The following is a 16795-nucleotide window of genomic DNA, read 5'->3' on the forward strand; positions in this document are numbered from 1 at the left end:
GAAACCCTGTTTCAGATGAAATTATCGACAACACTATATCTTTTTGTGGATATTTATTTCGAATTTTCAATTCTTTCCTAGTTTTAAATGATGCAAAAACTTACCTGTCATTACCTTGCTTGGAGCAACCTGTTTTTTTTAATGTTGCTAACATCTCACACATCAACCCTTGCACAAGGAAGCTATATTCCTTACGAAAGAGATTATTATCACCGCATAGAGCGCTACGAAATTTTACAGGGACAAAACAACCCCTTTTTTCAAACTGGATTCAAACCCTACAGAAGGGATATTGTAGCAAAATACTTGGATAGCTTGGTGAACGATCCAATAATTCAGAGTTCTTCTGATAGGTTTAACTTAGCATATTTGGCACAAGACAATTGGGAGTTTGTCAATCAGGAAACCCCAGAATCCAAAAATCCTTTTCTCAAAAAGATCTATAGAAGACCAGGAGACTTCGCCCATTATTACAGTGATGATTTTGACATACATCTGAGCCCTGTCCTTTATATTTCAGGAGGTATGGAAAGCGAAAATGATCAAAACCCTGCACAGTTGAGCAGAGGGATTGTCGTCAGGGGTGCTATTGACAAAAAAGTCAGCTTTTTCACCTACATGACTACTTCGGAGGTTTTCTTTCCTTCTTGGGTTAAAAATTACGCAGCATATAACGGTGCTGTTCCCGGAGAAGGATTCTGGAAAGAGTACAATGCTGATGGATATAGCTATTTTTCAGCGAGAGGACATGTCAATTTCCATTTGACCAAAAGTATTCAAGCGCAGGTTGGGCATGACAGAAATTTTGTAGGAGAAGGTTACCGCTCCTTTTTACTTTCCGACTTTTCCAATCCCTACATGTTTGTCAAATTGAACACCAAAGTCTGGAAGTTTCAGGTGACAAACCTATGGACCCAAATGACTGCGGACGTTCTATACAACAGAGGAAGACCAACTGACGGGCGCTATCCGCAGAAATACTTTTCTATGCACCGACTGGGATTCAATGTGGGCAAAAAATTGAACCTAGGATTCTTTGAATCAGTCATGACAGACAAAGTCAACTTTAATTATTTTAACCCTATTGTATTCTTCCGTTGGGTGGAGCAGCAATTGGGAACTCCGGACAAAGTCATGCTGGGAATGGATGGTAAGTGGAATTTTTATCCAGGCATGCAATTGTATGGGCAATTTGCCTTGGATGAGTTCGTGTTTAATGAGTTTTTTGGCATCGATGGCAAAGGATCTAAAAGAAACAAATACGGAGTTCAAGCCGGATATAAATTTATCAATGCCTTCGAGATTTCTAACCTGGATATGCAGCTAGAATTCAATTCTGCTAGACCTTATACTTTTCAGGAAAAGTTTGACTATCAATCCTTCTCCAACTGGAGAACTCCCCTAACCCATCCTTTGGGTGCCAATTTCAAGGAGTTTTTGGGAATAGTCCGATTCCAACCAATTCCAAAATTGAATATCAGCCTATTGGGAATGTATCAACTTTATGGAGACGATCCTGATCAGAATACCAATTGGGGTGGTGATGTCTTGAAAAACAGATTAAATGGTAGTCCTACCGGCCTTTTCGGAAATACTACAGGACAGGGAATAGAAAATACTGTTGTCCAATCTAACCTAGTGGCGAGCTATATGCTGAAACATAATTTCTTCATTGATGCATCTCATACTTTCAGAAGAAGAACAGCTCAAGACTTAAATGCTCCTGAAAACAGCCAGTTTTTGCAATTGGGAATTCGATGGAACTTTATCCGTCCTGATTTCAATTTCTAGGCGGAATTCAATTTTGCGTAACTTGCCGCCTGGATTACCGAATAAACCTGCATGAAGACTTATTTACGAATTCTATCCTACGCTAGACCCTTTGGAAGATTCGTTCCCACATATATTTTCTACACGCTTTTTTCCATCATTTTCGGCTTAGTAAACTTCACTTTATTAAAGCCCTTATTTGATGTCATATTTGAGCAAGTAGATCCTCAGACCTTGGAGCAATACAGGACTCTACCTGAATTCTCTCTGTCCATTGAATACTTTACGGGCTTATTCAATCATTATTTTCTCGATATTCAGGATGATTATGGAAAAGTGGGAACCCTGATATTCGTCTGTATCATTATTGTTTGCTCCGTTTTTCTTTCCAACTTATTCACCTATCTCTCGGGAGTAGTATTAGCCAAAGTTCGCGCTGTTGTCATCAAGCATATGCGCTCCGATATATTCGGTCAGGTGACCAGGTTTCACATTGGATATTTTTCCAATGAACGAAAAGGTGATTTGATGTCAAAAATGACCAATGATGTTCAGGAAGTTGAAAACACTATTGTACAGTCATTGAGAGTTGTTTTCAGAGAGCCAGCGACCATCATTCTCTATTTTGCCGTGCTGTTTTTCATGTCTGTTAAATTGACTCTGTTCACCATTTTAATTATTCCCATTTCTGGAGCAATTATAGGAGGGATCACCCGTCGCTTGAAAAAAAGAGCTGTTCAAAGTCAGCAATCTTTGGGTAGAATTGTCAATATCCTAGACGAGACTTTAGGAGGAATGCGGGTGATCAAAGCTTTCAACGCAGAGCGATTCATGTTTGGTAAATTTGATCAGGAAACTGATTATTATGCAGCCGTCAATGTGAATATGGCCCGCAAAAATGAGTTAGCCTCTCCTATTTCCCAGTTTTTGGGAGTCACTGTAGTTGCAGGGATTCTTGTTTATGGTGGCAGTTTGGTATTAAGTGGAAATTCAGACTTGAGCGCATCTGACTTCATCACCTACATTATCATCTTTACGCAAGTACTCAATCCAGCTAAAGAAATCTCTAGAGCAGTCAGCAGTATTCAAAGGGGGATAGCCTCTGCGGAGCGGATTTTCGAAGTAGTAGATACTCCCTCTAAAATAAAAAATCCTGAAAAGCCCATATTTCCGGAAGGATTCAATCAAGGCATTGAATTCAAAAATGTCAGCTTTGCTTATCAGGATCAGAGGGTACTTCAGGACATCAATTTTTCTTTGGAAAAAGGGAAGACTATCGCATTGGTTGGCCCTTCAGGGGGAGGGAAATCTACGCTTGCCGACTTAGTTCCCAGATTTTATGATCCTACAGAAGGAGAAATCCTGTTAGATGGAAAAGACCTGAGAAAGTTTGACATGGAAGGTCTTAGAAGGCTCATGGGAATAGTTACCCAAGAATCCATCTTATTCAATGACACTGTTTTCAATAACATAGCTTTTGGGCTTGAAAACATTACCGAGGAACAAGTCATGGAGGCAGCCAAAATTGCCAATGCCCATGAGTTCATCATTAAGATGGAAGATGGCTACCAAAGTAATATAGGAGAACGAGGATCTCTACTTTCCGGAGGACAAAGACAAAGACTGAGTATTGCCAGAGCAGTTCTAAAAAACCCTCCAATTTTGATTTTGGACGAGGCGACTTCTGCACTGGACTCTGAATCTGAATTACTAGTCCAGGAAGCCCTTACCAAATTGATGAAAAACAGAACTACATTAGTAATTGCCCATCGCCTAAGCACCATCCAACATGCAGATGAAATTCTCGTAATTGAAAAGGGAAGGATTGTTCAAAGTGGTACACATACAGAGCTGATGCAAAGAGAGGGCTTATATCAAAAGCTTTCCAGTATTCAGTCAGTTTAGTATATTCGAAAAATTTAATTGATAAAATTATGAAAAAGTTTCACCAAGTACTTCAGATTGTCCTGTTGGTCTATTTCCTTCTTTATTTGGTGTTTTTTATGGCTTTTGACACATTAGGAGGCCTTTTTGGAATGCAGGAAGTCACCTCTCAGTCCATGGTTACTATCCTTTTGATTGGTTTTGTCTTGTTTTTGATTAACTGGGGAATAGGTAAAGCAGTTTCCTCATCCCAAAATTCCAAAATCAACAAAATGGAAATTGAGATTAATAAATTAAAAGCTAAAATCTATGATTTTGAGCATCCTGACTTACCTGAAAAACCTAAATCAGCTCCTACGAAAAGTTCTGAACCTGAATCTGGAACACTTCCTCCAAGACAAAATTTCACGAAGGATTGATAAATAATTATTAACTAATAGTATATTTAAGGAAACCAATCGGTTTCCTTTTTTCATTATGGTCGCAAAAACTTTTGGAAGCGCAGTCTCAGGAGTAGACGCAAATCTTATAACAATAGAAGTCAATGTTGGACAAGGTACCAGTTTTTACATGGTAGGCCTGCCTGATTCTGCTGTGAAAGAATCTCAACAAAGGGTGGAATCAGCTCTGAAATATTTTGGTTTTAGAATGCCTCGCCAAAAAGTAGTCATCAACCTGGCTCCCGCTGATATTAGAAAAGAAGGGTCTGCCTATGACCTTCCTATTGCAATGGGGATTTTGCAGGCCTCTGAGCAGGTGGAATTTCCGGAACTAGACCGATATGTCATTATGGGCGAACTCGCATTGGATGGTAAACTAAGGCCAATCAAAGGAGTACTTCCCATTGCGATTGAAGCTAGAAAAAGAGGTTTTAAGGGCTTTATTCTTCCTTTGGAAAATGCCAAGGAGGCCTCTATAGTCAATAGTTTGGATATCATCGGAGTAGAAACTCTAAATCAAGCAGCCGATTTTTTAATGGGGGACCTCGCCATTGAGCCTTTGATCACTGATACGAGAGAAATTTTCTACCACTCGCTGGATGATGTAGAGTTTGATTTTGCGGATGTACAAGGTCAGGAAAATATCAAAAGGGCTATGGAAATCGCAGCAGCAGGAGGGCATAATGTCATCATGATTGGGCCTCCCGGGGCAGGAAAAACCATGCTGGCTAAAAGACTGCCTTCGATATTGCCTCCACTATCCTTACAGGAAGCTCTGGAAGCTACTAAAATACATTCAGTTGCGGGAAAACTAGGAAAAAATGCCTCTTTATTGGCTAATAGGCCATTTCGAAGCCCCCACCATACGATTTCCGACGTAGCCTTAGTTGGTGGAGGAGGCAATCCCCAACCTGGAGAAATTTCCCTAGCTCATAATGGAGTTCTTTTTTTAGACGAATTACCCGAGTTCAAAAGAACAGTGTTAGAAGTGATGCGCCAGCCTTTGGAAGAGCGGAAAGTGACCATTTCAAGGGCAAAAGTCTCAGTTGATTATCCTGCGAATTTCATGCTAATCGCAAGCATGAACCCTTGCCCATGTGGGTATTACAATCACCCGGAAAAAGAGTGCGTTTGTGGCCCGGGAATAGTTCAACGCTACCTAAACAAAGTTTCTGGTCCACTTCTAGACCGAATAGACTTACATGTGGAAGTGACTCCTGTTAAATTTGATGAGATGACCTCCACCAGAAAGAGTGAATCCAGCAAAGCTATTCGAGAACGTGTAATTCAGGGAAGAGACAGGCAAAAAGAGCGTTTTTCCAACAATCCTGAAGTTTATTGTAATGCAATGATGCCCTCTCATATGGTGAAGGAAGTTTGCCAAATTAATGAAGCTGGCAAGGCTCTACTCAAAACTGCTATGGAAAGGCTTGGCTTATCAGCCAGAGCCTATGACAGAATCCTGAAAGTAGCCAGAACCATTGCTGATATTGCGGATTCAGCCGATATTAAAGTAGAACACTTAGCAGAAGCCATTCAATACCGAAGCCTGGACAGAGAGGGATGGGCAGGTTGATGTTTTGATATTTTTTATTGAATATGAGTTCTCAAGAATTAAAAGAAATAGAAAATAAAATTCTAACAATCAGAGAACAACAGGTGATGTTGGACAGTGATTTGGCCGTACTTTATCAAACCGAGACTAAATTTATAAATCGAGCAGTAAACCGTAACCCTAAGAGATTTCCAAATTCTTTTGTGTTTCAATTGACCAAAAGTGAATGGGGAAACTTGAAGTACCATTCTGGTACTTCAAATACCCACGGAGGAAGAAGAACTTTACCTTATGTTTTCACCGAACAGGGTATAGCCATGCTTTCATCTGTATTACACACAGATACAGCAGTTCAGGTAAGTGTAGAGATAATGAAAGCGTTTGTTGAAATGAGAAAATTACTGATACAAAGCGCTCCACTTTTTCACCGTTTGTTTCAATTAGAAACAAAGCAGCTTGAAAATGAAAAAAAGTTTGACCAATTGTTCAATGCTTTGGAAAAGGACCTATTGAAACCTCAAAAAGGAATTTTTTTCGATGGACAAATTTTCGATGCATACACTTTTGATGCTGGTTTAATTAAATCAGCCAAAAAGGAAATAATACTAATCGACAATTATGTTGATGAAACAATCTTAATACTATTAAATAAACGATCATCGGAAGTTGAAGCAACCATTTACACAAAGGAAATTAACAGAAACTTCAAGCTAGATATAGAAAAACATAATAGTCAATATCCGAAGATTTTTATCAAAGAATTCAATAAAAGTCATGATCGATTTCTAATTGTTGATAATTCTGACTTATACCATTTTGGTGCTTCTCTTAAAGACCTGGGTAAAAAATGGTTTGCCTTTTCACAAATGAATGATTTTGTTGAAATACTTCTGAAAGAAATTAAAGTCAAAAATGAAAAAAAGTAAAAACCAGGCAGAGTTTGTACAATGGTTTGGTCCTCTGTTAGACGCTTTAAGAGAATTAGGTTACTCAGGAAAACCAAAAGAAGTTTCTGAGAGAATAGCTCAAAATCTTGAACTAGATGAAAGTTTCTTGGATGAGACCCTCAAATCAGGGGGAAATCGTTTTCACAATCAGGTAGCTTGGGCTCGTCAATATTTAATTTGGGAGGGTCTCCTAGATTCCTCTACAAGAGGAACATGGAAGCTCACCGAGAAAGGAAAAAAGACTATTTTAACGCCTGAAGAATCAAGGGAAATATTTCTGAAATGGGTTGAAATCAATCAGAAAATCAGAAAGGATAAATCAAAAAAAGAAATAATTGAGAACCAAGAAGAGGAAACACCTGAATCCGCGGAAGTAAGTGCAGAAAACAATCTTTTATCAGTTTTAAAGTCTCTTTCACCAAGTGGATTTGAAAATGTTTGTAAGGAACTTCTAAGGGAACATGGTTTTGAAAAAGTTGAAGTCACAGGAAAATCTCATGATGGAGGAATTGATGGTTTCGGTGTTTTAGAATTAAACCCCTTTGTCAGTTTCAAAGTGATTTTTCAGTGTAAACGTTACGAGGGTGCTGTCTCAAGAGCTCAAGTTGGAGACTTTCGAAATGCAATGATAGGTCGAGCTGAAAAAGGAATTATTCTTACTACAGGATCTTTCTCTAGAGAAGCTGAAAAAGAAGCTTCTCGCGACGGAGCTCCTCCAATTGAACTCGTAGATGGTAAGAAACTCGTTGAAATGTTTGAAAAAGTTGAATTGGGGCTAAAGCCAAAAGTAGTCTATGATGTAGATTTTAGTTATTTTTCGAAATTTAGGGAATAATCAAATTTATGAAATGAGAAAAATCACCAAAAGAGAAATCATCGCCTTTGTTTTAGGATTATTTACTTTTCTAATAATTGACACTGCTCTAAATTGGGAGGAAGCAAAGGCTGCTATTCGAAAAGGGTATGAAAGAGGTTATAACGATATGAAGCCAATAAAAAACAACTAATAATATCTGAAATTATCCTCTTTGTATAATCTAGTCATTCTGACTTTCTAACTCCTCCTTTTTACTGGTTAATAACCATTTGATTTCGTTTCATAAATAACGAACTTTCATGAAGTCCAATCATTTTTATCATGGAGATTTTGTTACGCTACCTTCATTTTGTTTCCATATTTGTTTTAGCAGGAACATTATTCGCTGAGTTTTTTTTGATAGAAAAATCATTAAACAGAAAGCAAATTCAAGTTTTAGGAAAAATCGATGGACTTTACGGTATTTCGGCTCTAACGCTCCTTGCCGTCGGCTTAACCCTCTGGCTTGGAGGATATGGGAAACCCACTGAGTTTTACAGCCAGAATCCTACCTTTCACTTGAAACTAGGTTTATTTATCGCAATTGGACTAATATCGATCTATCCTACTGTATTCTTTATCAAACAAGGGAAAGGACTTCCCGACCAAATTGTCAATATCCCCAAATTGGTCAGGTGGTCCGTTTATACTGAATTAATCCTTTTAATTATCATTCCCATTCTTGCTGGTTTGATGGCTAAGGGAATTAGAATATTATGACTTTCAGTCTCCAAAACTAATCCCTAATCCTTTCGCTGCCGCTACTAAAGTTCCCTTTGGATCTACATAATTGTATGCGGAAATTGCTTCCTTGATTGGTACTGAAGTATACTCATTATTCAACAGGACGATTAATTGCCCAAATTTTTTCTCCAAAACCAACTCAAAAGCTTTGACCCCAAAAACAGAAGCTATCACTCTATCAAAAGCAATAGGAGTTCCACCTCGCTGGGTATGACCTAGAACCGTCTCTCTGATATCTGCATCAATTCCGGCAGCCTTCAATTGTTCACTGAGGGTGTAGGCTACTCCACCCAGACGAACAGAAATCCTTCCCTCTTCTCCCTGACTGGAAGTAATTGAGCCTTCTTTGGCATGTGCTCCTTCGGCAATGACAATGTTCACAAATCCTCGCCCCTTATTATATCTGGACTCGATTTTCTCGACAACTTCATCAAGGTCATAGGGAACTTCAGGAATCAGGCAGATTTCAGCACCTCCTGCAATGGCAGTGTAAAGCGCAATCCAACCGGCATTTCTGCCCATCACTTCCATGATCATCACCCTATGGTGACTGGCTGCAGTTGTTACTAACCTATCAAATGAATCTGTGGCTATCTGAACGGCAGTTTGGAAACCAAAAGTGAAATCAGTGGAAGACAAGTCATTATCGATGGTTTTAGGTACTCCGACTACTGGCATTCCTGCTTCATGCATAGCCTGAGATATTTCCTGTGAGCCATCACCTCCAATATTGATTACTGCTTCAAACCCTTCAGCTTTTAATTTGGCCACCAAATCTGGAATCTTGTTAACCACCTTAATGCTTCCATCAGCTTGCTTTTCGGAGAATCTGATAGGATTTCCCTTATTGGTAGTTCCTAGCATAGTCCCTCCCAAAACATGAATCCCCGCTGTATTTTTTTCATCTAATTTGATCAGCCTGGCAGGTTCTTCCATCAATCCATTAAATGCTTCAAAACTTCCCCAAACTTCCCATCCCCCTTCCTGTAACGCTCTTTTGGTGATGCCCCTAATAACTGCATTCAATCCCGGACAATCACCTCCGCCAGTCGATATTAAAAGTTTCTTCATAATGTGAACCTTGTAAAATATTGTGGAATATAATCGATAAATACCCGATATTAAATCAAATATCCAAACAGCGATTAGGCTTTTCTTGTTAAACCCCAAATACATTCGCCATGAAAAAACTGACCATTCTTTTTCTCTTCTTTACAAGTATCGGATTTGCCCAAGATATAATTCCTACAGAAAAAAACCCTGTAAAAGTTACTCCTATCCTGCATGGTACGGTGGTATTGGAATATGAAAACTTAACAATCTATGTCGATCCTTACGGTGGCGCTGAGCGATTCTCCAATCAAAAAAAGGCAGATATAGTACTGATCACTGATATTCACGGAGACCACCATAATCAAGAAACATTGGATGGCTTAGATTTAAGTCAAACCATTATCATCGCACCTTCGGCTGTGGCTGAAAAACTGCCAACCAATACATACAAGAGTGTGGAAGTTTTGGGGAATGGAGAGTCGAAAAGTATTTTAGGGGTGGGAATTTCAGCCATACCCATGTACAACCTACCGGAAACTTCTGACTCTAGGCATCCAAAAGGACGTGGTAATGGATATATTTTGAATCTCGGAGGAAAGAACTTTTACCTATCAGGAGATACAGAGGACATACCTGAAATGAGGTCCTTAAATAATATTGATGTTGCCTTTGTATGCATGAATCTTCCTTACACCATGGATGTAGAACAGGCTGCAAGTGCAGTGTCAGCATTCAAACCGGGAATAGTTTATCCCTATCATTACCGAGGAGGAAATGGTTTGAGTGATGTAGAAAAATTTAAAACCTTGGTAAGTGGATCTACTCCAGAGGTAGAAGTTAGACTGAGAAACTGGTATCCGGAAAATTGATTATAAACGATTGTAATAGCTTCAAAAAGAATAAGTATTGCCCTCCCTACACATCTCGATTTGAAAATCGAAAGTTTGATCTTTCAAATTATTCAAAAGAATCTCATCTAATTGCTGATCGGTATTGGTCGGTTCATGATGAAATACAGCAAGTCTCTTCACCTTACACATTTGGGCAAATAATATAACGTCTTTTACAGCACTATGTCCCCAACCTATTTTTTGGGGATACTCCTTGATAGTATATGACCCATCGTGAAAAAGTAAGTCTGCATTATTGGCTATTTCAAAGCCACTTGTCCATTCTGGATTATTAGGAAAATCAGCTGACCCAATTCTTAATTCGTGATCTGGAATGTAGGCAAAAATTGAATTTTCATATTGAATTCTATACGCGAGAGTCGGCCCAGGGTGGCATACGTATTCAGACTTAATTTTAAATCTTCCAAGTTCAAAATCAGTCATACTCAACTCATGAATAATCGGATGATTGGGCAGATCTCCAAGTCTCACAGGAAATAAGGGAGCTGAAAAATATCTTCTCAATCGTTGCAATAAAGGATCTGTGCTGGAAGAAGGTCCCCATAAATGAACCTCAACCGTTGGATTGTATAATGGCAGAAAAAAACCCAGACCCATCGTATGATCTATGTGAAGATGAGTCAGTAAAATATGTATTTCCTTAATTTCAGGACTCAAAAATCTTCCAAGGCGTTGGATACCAGAGCCAGCATCCAAAATAATACAGGTATCCTTATCGTAGACCTGAACGCAGGATGTATTCCCTCCGTATTTATTATTTTCAGGTCCTGGAGAAGGAAGGGATCCTCGACAGCCCCAAACTTTGATATTCATAGCATTTCGCTTTTCCAAAACATAGCCATAGCTCCTAGATACCTATCTGGCCTACCAATAATTGGAAATGCCGTCACCGTGATAAAAATCCTTTCACCGTTCAAATTATCTATATAAAAAGATCCATGGGCCGGTTCTTTGGATGTCAGGGTCTTTACGAGTGGTAGTCCTTCTGGAGGGAGCAGTTTGCCATCTTTATCTGTAGGAGTAAAAATTGTAGACCATTCCTCTACTCTCATCCCACCAGTCTCACCGAATCTAAGCCCAAATATTTGTTCTGCAGGTTCATTATAAAACAATAAATTACCCTCGGTATCTACCAAAAATGCGGGCATACTGAGACTATCTACAAATTGTCTACCTAAGATTAATTCTAAGGCTTGTGCTGGCATGGTTCTTTTTTATTATATAACCTTCTAAAAAGTTAAGAAAAATCCTAATATAATTCGCTAAATTATTGAAAAACAATCAATTTGTAAGGAAATTAATATACATCCAAAATCTCATATTGCTTTTGATTGATAGAAAAAGTATCTCCCTTTTTCTTTCCTTTCATGGCCTTATACAGTGGAGCCTGAACGGAGATACCGAAGATTTTACCACCATTTACATTCAACTCTTCAGCAGAAATCGAAACAAAAAAACTGAGAGAATCAGTAATTACTACCGCTCCAAGCTCAACTGTTTCACAAATCTTTTCAGCAGAAATAGAATCCAAAACACCTAACTCCTGTTCCAAATGTTCAAGCTCCTGCTCATATCTGAGCAAGACCTGGTGGCGCTCTGAAGAACTTGAGTCACCTTGACTTGGAATAACATCCCGATCATAGATTTCACTCTTTAAATTGGATATTTCTGTCTTAAAATCAGAAATAATCTGCTCTTGCTTGAGTTTACACGCTTCGAATATTTGAGCCTTGGGAATTCTCATCATTTTGCCATTTGCTTCCCTAAGTATAAAACTAATTTTCTAAAATTTCTATGATTTGTATCAGCTTTTTCTTTGTATCCTCATGAAGAAATGTGAAAAAAATCACCAAGAATTAGAATAAACCTTCTTTTTTTTGCTGTATGAAAAACCTAGCTCTATTACTTTTCCTCATAACCAGCGTATTGGCCTGTACTCCAAAAGGAGAAAATCAATCCAATGAAGAAGCAGCAAATTCGGTTGTCTCACTGGACGAGAAAGAATTTTCTGAAAAGCTTTCCTCTGGAAAAGCACTTTTGGTAGATGTTAGAACTGCCGAGGAGATCGCGTCAGGTAAAATTCCCAATGCCATTTCCATCGATTTTTATCGAACCGATTTTCAGGATGAAATTCTAAAACTCCCCAAGGAACAAGAAATCTTGATTTATTGCAGCGCAGGAGTCAGGAGCTTGCAAGCTTCTGAGTTCTTGGCTAAAAATGGGTATAGCAAAATATACCATTTAGAAGGTGGTTTAGGTAACTGGATTAGAAAGGGATACCCTTTTGAATGATTAAACCTTGGAAAAAGCATGATCCAAATCCTCCAGCAAATCATCGGTATGCTCTAAACCTACAGAAATTCGAATCAAATTTGGCGGAGTTTTAGTTTCTGGACCTTCTACAGCAGCTCTTCTTTCGATCAAACTCTCCACTCCTCCTAGACTGGTTGCATTTGCAAAAAGTTGAAGATGAGAGATGAATTGATCTGCCCTTTGGGCATCTCCCTTAATTTGAAAAGAAACAATTCCTCCAAACCCGCTCATTTGACCCGCTGCCACCTCATGTCCCGGATGAGATTTCAATCCTGGATAATGTACTTTTTCTACTTTTGGGTGAACGCTTAAATACTCCGCCAGAATCATGGCATGCTCAGCATGACCTTTCATCCTATAGGCAAGAGTCCTTATGCTGCGACACAACCAATAACAATCCATCGCAGAAGGAACAGCTCCTCCTACTTTCTGAACGGTTTTGATTTTCTCCCAAAAATCATTTTTACTTTTAGTAACCAAGGCTCCACCTAAGATATCGCTATGCCCTCCAAAATACTTTGTACTGCTATGCATGACCATGTCTGCGCCAAGCAATAGTGGATTTTGAAATACTGGCGTTGCAAAAGTATTATCGCAAACCAATAGCGCTTTTTGGGCTTTTGCAAGCTCGGAGATTTTCCTGATGTCTGTGACTTTCAACAAGGGATTGGAAGGAGTCTCAACCCAAAATAATTTAGTGTTAGGCCGAATTGCTTTTTTCACTTCTTCAAGATTGGACATGTCTACAAAGCTTACCTCATGAACTCCCTTGAATAACATGGTCATGGAATTATGAAGTCCATGATACATGTCATCAGGAGCTACAATGTGAGAACCCGGTTCCAATGCCTGAAAAACAGCTGTTCCTGCAGCATTCCCTGAGGAAAAAGCAGCTGCATCTTCTCCCCTTTCCAAAACTGCAATTACTTGCTCCAAGGACTGCCTATTGGGATTATTTGCTCTAGTATAAAGCATTTCACCCTCTCCGTGATGGAAAGTAGTACTCAGTGTGATAGGTTGAACAACCGGATTATTTTTATCCGAATTGGTATTTCCTTTATGTATGGCGAGGGTTTCGAATTTCATGTTAAAAGTATTTGCCATGAAATTAAGAAATGAAAATAGAATTCAATTCATTCCAAAATTTTAAACCCATAAAAAACCCTGAGAATTTAAATCCTCAGGGCATCTTTTATCTGATTCTATCTACTGACCTGACCAGAGCCTCATCTTTTCTAATAAACCGATTGGCTAGCATGTTAAAAACCATTGCAGCCAAAATAACCCAAAAACCTAACTGATAGCTGCCTGATTCTACTGCATTGATTGCTGAGTTGATTCCATTAGTAGTAAGAAACACGGCAACAACCAAGCCTACCATAATCAAACTATTGATCATATTAAACATCATCTGACGGGTTCGATTCTTGTACTGAAAAATTGAAATCAAAGCTAATAAACCGGCAAATGAAGCTAATGTGGCAATATACCATTTGGAAGAGGATTGAATCACTTCTCCGCTAGAATCCACATTATTCAACATAAAGGCAGTTAACTCCCAAGAATCTCCAGTACCTGAGCCAGTTTGGCTTTGTACCCAAAGAGTTGAACCAATAGTCACTCCCATACAGATGACTACCAAGAAAAGAAATATGGTTTGAACGCGCTGAATCATTTTTCTATAATTTTTGGCAAAGAAAAGCCCAAATCCCCGCTTTCACAAGGAAAGCCTTATGGAAGCTATCGGAATCAGGCAGGAATTGTATCTTTGCGCCTTATGAGCAGGATTCAGCGATATTTTCTGGAATTGAGTTACCACGGAGGTCCTTTTCATGGTTGGCAGATTCAACAAAACGCCTTTACGGTGCAGGAATCCATCGAGTCTGCCCTGAGCACCTATTTTAAAACACCCTTGACTATCATGGGAAGCGGAAGAACTGACACCGGTGTTCATGCCAGCATGCAAGTTTGTCACGTGGACATTCCTCAGGAATTTGACCGGGAAAAGTTACTGAAAGGGCTCAATGGAATTCTCCCTAAGGAAATTGCCATTCATTCGATTAGAAAGGTTACAGATGATGCACATGCCCGCTTCGACGCGATAGAAAGATCTTATGTTTACCGGATGATTTTCAGAAAAAGCCCATTTTTAGATGAGTTTGCCTGGACTTCTTTTTTCACTCCTGATCTCCAGAAAATGAATGATGCGGCTTTAGTTTTACTGAATCATGAGGACTTCGAATGTTTCAGTAAAGTCCATACTGAAGTCAATCATTTCAGATGTCAAATAAAACAAGCCCACTGGGAACAAAAAGATGGGGAATTGTTATTCCATATAACCGCTAATCGTTTTTTACGTGGCATGGTACGGGCGATTGTCGGAACTTTAGTGGATATAGGTTTGGGAAAAAAGCCAGTGGAATCAATGGATGAAATAATTAAATCCAAAGATCGAAACAAAGCTGGAAAAGCTGCTCCGGCAAAGGGGCTATTCCTGAGCAAAATCGTATATCCGGAAAATATTTACTTAGATTAGCATACCTTGAGCTTACAGAAAGAAAAAGAATCATCCGGCGAAATAGTCGACACCAAAGTACTGAGGCAGCTTTATCAATACGTAAAGCCTTATAAGGCCCAATTCTATTTTTTGGTATTCTTAACTATTACTTTGGCTCTTTTGGCCCCAACAAGGCCCTACTTTATTCAGGTTGCCATCGATGACTATGTTGCAATTGGAGATAGTCAGGGACTGATTCGAATGATCTACATTCTAGTGGGTCTTATGATTTTACAGGCCATAGTTCAATGGGCGCAAACCTATTATTCAGGCTGGATTGGTCAAGTGATCATCAGGGATTTAAGGGTTCGACTTTATAATCACCTGTTAAAATTAAAATTGAAATTCTTTGATACTACTCCTATCGGTAGATTGGTTACTAGAAATATCTCCGATATCGAAACGCTGGCAGATGTATTCAGCGAGGGCCTTGCTGCTATTATTGGTGATCTTCTCCAGTTGGTAACCATTTTAGGAGTGATGTTCTACATCGACTGGAAGCTTACTTTAGTCAGTTTATGTACGCTGCCATTGATGATCATTTCGACCTACATTTTCAAAGAGAAAATCAAGGTGACGTTCAATGATGTAAGGAATGCTGTTTCTAACCTCAACTCATTTCTTCAGGAGCATATCACCGGGATGAACATCGTGCAGATTTTCAATCGGGAAGATAGAGAGTTTGAAAAATTCAAAGAAATAAATCGAGAGCATAGAAGAGCGCATATTCGATCAGTTCTTTACTATTCCATTTATTTCCCGGTTGCTGAAATCATCCAAGCTATCGGTATTGGATTAGTGGTATGGTATGGAGCTGTGGGAGTTTTGGGCATGGAACTCCAAATAGGCGTTTTGATTTCCTTTATCATGTATTTGCAGCTTTTCTTCCGTCCAATTCGGATGATTGCTGATAGATTCAACACACTTCAAATGGGCGTGGTGAGCTCTTCCAGAATCTTCAAATTGCTGGATAGCAAGGAACATATTGCAAATGAAGGAAATTTCAATCCTGAAAAAGTCAAAGGAGATATTCAAGTCAAAGATCTTTGGTTTGCTTATGTTGATGAAGATTATGTATTGAAAAATATCAATTTCGAAGTAAAACCGGGACAAACAGTAGCACTGGTCGGAGCTACAGGGGCCGGGAAATCTTCAATAATCAATTTGCTTTCCCGCTTTTATGAAATCAACAAAGGCTCCATCACCATCGATGGTACGGACATTAGGGAGTTTGAATTAAGCACCTTACGAAAACACATTGGGGTTGTATTACAGGACGTGTTCCTTTTTTCCAATACCATTTACTACAACATCACCTTAGGCAATCCCAATATCAGTAGAGAGCAAGTAATGGAGGCGGCTGAAATGGTTGGGGCAAAGAAATTTATTGAGCGCCTTCCAGGAGGTTTGGATTACAATGTAATGGAAAGAGGTGCGACTTTATCAGTTGGACAGCGTCAGCTGATATCCTTTGTCAGAGCGATGGTATATAATCCTGAAATTATCATCTTGGATGAGGCGACATCTTCTGTAGATACTGAGACAGAAGAACTAATTCAGGAGTCTATAGAGAGGATGATGAAAGGGAGAACCTCCATAGTCATTGCTCACAGGCTTTCCACTATTCAAAAAGCAGATAAAATTATCGTCTTGCATAAAGGTGAAATAGTAGAGCAGGGAACGCACGATTCTTTACTGAATCAGGGTGGCTATTATACCCAATTGCATCAAATGCAATTGAAAACGATGGCTATTTAGCCCGAAT

Annotated in this window: 18 protein-coding genes; 12 read left to right on the top strand and 6 right to left on the bottom strand. The window is 39.1% G+C overall.

Translation table 11 applies throughout. The annotated features are described in order from the left end of the window. The first annotated feature begins 141 nt into the window (after nucleotides 1-141). The 8 genes from B2906_RS16240 (at nucleotide 142) to B2906_RS16275 (ending at nucleotide 8172) form a co-directional block, all read left to right on the top strand. Nucleotides 142-1791: a hypothetical protein gene (locus B2906_RS16240; protein ID WP_286941737.1), complete on the top strand. Its 1650-nt coding sequence runs from the start codon at nucleotides 142-144 to the stop codon at nucleotides 1789-1791. Nucleotides 1792-1842: 51 nt separating this feature from the next. Continuing rightward, the gene (locus B2906_RS16245; protein WP_286941739.1) at nucleotides 1843-3675 is read left to right on the top strand and encodes an ABC transporter ATP-binding protein; all 1833 of its coding nucleotides are present in this window, start codon (nucleotides 1843-1845) and stop codon (nucleotides 3673-3675) included. 29 nt (nucleotides 3676-3704) lie between these two features. Beyond that, nucleotides 3705-4073: a hypothetical protein gene (locus B2906_RS16250; RefSeq protein WP_144603851.1), complete on the top strand. Its 369-nt coding sequence runs from the start codon at nucleotides 3705-3707 to the stop codon at nucleotides 4071-4073. Nucleotides 4074-4131: 58 nt separating this feature from the next. Beyond that, nucleotides 4132-5670 carry a YifB family Mg chelatase-like AAA ATPase gene (locus B2906_RS16255; protein ID WP_144603852.1) on the top strand — a complete coding sequence of 513 codons (1539 nt, stop codon included), beginning with the start codon at nucleotides 4132-4134 and terminating at the stop codon, nucleotides 5668-5670. A 23-nt stretch (nucleotides 5671-5693) separates the two neighbouring features. Continuing rightward, nucleotides 5694-6575 (top strand): ORF6N domain-containing protein, encoded by an 882-nt coding sequence (locus B2906_RS16260; RefSeq protein WP_286941744.1) that lies wholly within the window; start codon nucleotides 5694-5696, stop codon nucleotides 6573-6575. Beyond that, nucleotides 6562-7431, top strand: a complete 870-nt coding sequence (locus tag B2906_RS16265) for a restriction endonuclease (RefSeq protein ID WP_286941747.1) — start codon at nucleotides 6562-6564, stop codon at nucleotides 7429-7431. Before B2906_RS16260 ends, B2906_RS16265 begins: the two co-directional genes overlap by 14 nt. A gap of 13 nt (nucleotides 7432-7444) precedes the next feature. Then, a complete protein-coding gene (locus B2906_RS16270; protein ID WP_286941753.1) occupies nucleotides 7445-7603 on the top strand; it encodes a hypothetical protein in 159 nt (52 codons plus the stop codon). 131 nt (nucleotides 7604-7734) lie between these two features. Beyond that, nucleotides 7735-8172, top strand: coding sequence for a DUF2214 family protein (locus tag B2906_RS16275; protein WP_286941755.1), 438 nt, complete (start codon nucleotides 7735-7737; stop codon nucleotides 8170-8172). 3 nt (nucleotides 8173-8175) lie between these two features. On the opposite strand, the gene B2906_RS16280 is transcribed toward B2906_RS16275, so the two are convergent. Next, entirely contained in the window at nucleotides 8176-9267 is a 1092-nt protein-coding gene (locus B2906_RS16280) for a 6-phosphofructokinase (protein WP_286941757.1), read from the bottom strand. 110 nt (nucleotides 9268-9377) lie between these two features. On the opposite strand from B2906_RS16280, the gene B2906_RS16285 reads away from it, so the two are divergent. Beyond that, nucleotides 9378-10118: an MBL fold metallo-hydrolase gene (locus tag B2906_RS16285; protein ID WP_286941759.1), complete on the top strand. Its 741-nt coding sequence runs from the start codon at nucleotides 9378-9380 to the stop codon at nucleotides 10116-10118. Nucleotides 10119-10139: 21 nt separating this feature from the next. Here the strand turns inward: B2906_RS16285 and B2906_RS16290 are convergent, their stop codons facing one another. From B2906_RS16290 to B2906_RS16300, 3 genes are all read right to left on the bottom strand, one after another. Beyond that, nucleotides 10140-10973 carry an MBL fold metallo-hydrolase gene (locus tag B2906_RS16290; protein ID WP_286941761.1) on the bottom strand — a complete coding sequence of 278 codons (834 nt, stop codon included), beginning with the start codon at nucleotides 10971-10973 and terminating at the stop codon, nucleotides 10140-10142. Next, nucleotides 10970-11365: a PAS domain-containing protein gene (locus tag B2906_RS16295; protein WP_091648613.1), complete on the bottom strand. Its 396-nt coding sequence runs from the start codon at nucleotides 11363-11365 to the stop codon at nucleotides 10970-10972. Before B2906_RS16295 ends, B2906_RS16290 begins: the two co-directional genes overlap by 4 nt. A 92-nt stretch (nucleotides 11366-11457) precedes the next feature. Continuing rightward, a complete protein-coding gene (locus B2906_RS16300; protein WP_286941764.1) occupies nucleotides 11458-11907 on the bottom strand; it encodes a hypothetical protein in 450 nt (149 codons plus the stop codon). Nucleotides 11908-12044: 137 nt separating this feature from the next. Here B2906_RS16300 and B2906_RS16305 point away from each other — a divergent pair, with 137 nt between their 5' ends. Next, a complete protein-coding gene (locus tag B2906_RS16305) occupies nucleotides 12045-12452 on the top strand; it encodes a rhodanese-like domain-containing protein (protein WP_286941766.1) in 408 nt (135 codons plus the stop codon). Here the strand turns inward: B2906_RS16305 and B2906_RS16310 are convergent, their stop codons facing one another. Together B2906_RS16310 and B2906_RS16315 are read right to left on the bottom strand one after the other, a co-directional pair. Next, nucleotides 12453-13559 (bottom strand): trans-sulfuration enzyme family protein, encoded by a 1107-nt coding sequence (locus B2906_RS16310; RefSeq protein WP_219956825.1) that lies wholly within the window; start codon nucleotides 13557-13559, stop codon nucleotides 12453-12455. A 106-nt stretch (nucleotides 13560-13665) separates the two neighbouring features. Further along, nucleotides 13666-14148 (bottom strand): DUF4293 domain-containing protein, encoded by a 483-nt coding sequence (locus B2906_RS16315; RefSeq protein WP_144603863.1) that lies wholly within the window; start codon nucleotides 14146-14148, stop codon nucleotides 13666-13668. A 102-nt stretch (nucleotides 14149-14250) separates the two neighbouring features. Here B2906_RS16315 and truA point away from each other — a divergent pair, with 102 nt between their 5' ends. Continuing rightward, nucleotides 14251-15009, top strand: a complete 759-nt coding sequence (gene truA / locus B2906_RS16320) for a tRNA pseudouridine(38-40) synthase TruA (RefSeq protein WP_286941771.1) — start codon at nucleotides 14251-14253, stop codon at nucleotides 15007-15009. 6 nt (nucleotides 15010-15015) lie between these two features. After that, nucleotides 15016-16788, top strand: coding sequence for an ABC transporter ATP-binding protein (locus tag B2906_RS16325; RefSeq protein WP_286941775.1), 1773 nt, complete (start codon nucleotides 15016-15018; stop codon nucleotides 16786-16788). Nucleotides 16789-16795 lie beyond the last annotated feature (7 nt).

The organism is Algoriphagus sp. UBA3586 (assembly GCF_002376385.1).
In the GTDB taxonomy this organism is placed as follows: domain Bacteria; phylum Bacteroidota; class Bacteroidia; order Cytophagales; family Cyclobacteriaceae; genus Algoriphagus; species Algoriphagus ornithinivorans.

Bases quoted from the DNA above. Each gene is read 5' to 3' on its own strand.
- B2906_RS16315 (WP_144603863.1), bottom strand. From the start codon at position 14,148: ATGATTCAGCGCGTTCAAACCATATTTCTTTTCTTGGTAGTCATCTGT.
- B2906_RS16275 (WP_286941755.1), top strand. From the start codon at position 7,735: ATGGAGATTTTGTTACGCTACCTTCATTTTGTTTCCATATTTGTTTTA.
- B2906_RS16310 (WP_219956825.1), bottom strand. From the start codon at position 13,559: ATGAAATTCGAAACCCTCGCCATACATAAAGGAAATACCAATTCGGAT.
- B2906_RS16285 (WP_286941759.1), top strand. From the start codon at position 9,378: ATGAAAAAACTGACCATTCTTTTTCTCTTCTTTACAAGTATCGGATTT.
- B2906_RS16260 (WP_286941744.1), top strand. From the start codon at position 5,694: ATGAGTTCTCAAGAATTAAAAGAAATAGAAAATAAAATTCTAACAATC.
- B2906_RS16280 (WP_286941757.1), bottom strand. From the start codon at position 9,267: ATGAAGAAACTTTTAATATCGACTGGCGGAGGTGATTGTCCGGGATTG.
- B2906_RS16265 (WP_286941747.1), top strand. From the start codon at position 6,562: ATGAAAAAAAGTAAAAACCAGGCAGAGTTTGTACAATGGTTTGGTCCT.
- B2906_RS16295 (WP_091648613.1), bottom strand. From the start codon at position 11,365: ATGCCAGCACAAGCCTTAGAATTAATCTTAGGTAGACAATTTGTAGAT.
- B2906_RS16240 (WP_286941737.1), top strand. From the start codon at position 142: ATGTTGCTAACATCTCACACATCAACCCTTGCACAAGGAAGCTATATT.
- B2906_RS16290 (WP_286941761.1), bottom strand. From the start codon at position 10,973: ATGAATATCAAAGTTTGGGGCTGTCGAGGATCCCTTCCTTCTCCAGGA.
- B2906_RS16255 (WP_144603852.1), top strand. From the start codon at position 4,132: ATGGTCGCAAAAACTTTTGGAAGCGCAGTCTCAGGAGTAGACGCAAAT.
- B2906_RS16300 (WP_286941764.1), bottom strand. From the start codon at position 11,907: ATGATGAGAATTCCCAAGGCTCAAATATTCGAAGCGTGTAAACTCAAG.
- B2906_RS16245 (WP_286941739.1), top strand. From the start codon at position 1,843: ATGAAGACTTATTTACGAATTCTATCCTACGCTAGACCCTTTGGAAGA.
- B2906_RS16270 (WP_286941753.1), top strand. From the start codon at position 7,445: ATGAGAAAAATCACCAAAAGAGAAATCATCGCCTTTGTTTTAGGATTA.
- B2906_RS16250 (WP_144603851.1), top strand. From the start codon at position 3,705: ATGAAAAAGTTTCACCAAGTACTTCAGATTGTCCTGTTGGTCTATTTC.
- truA (WP_286941771.1), top strand. From the start codon at position 14,251: ATGAGCAGGATTCAGCGATATTTTCTGGAATTGAGTTACCACGGAGGT.
- B2906_RS16305 (WP_286941766.1), top strand. From the start codon at position 12,045: ATGAAAAACCTAGCTCTATTACTTTTCCTCATAACCAGCGTATTGGCC.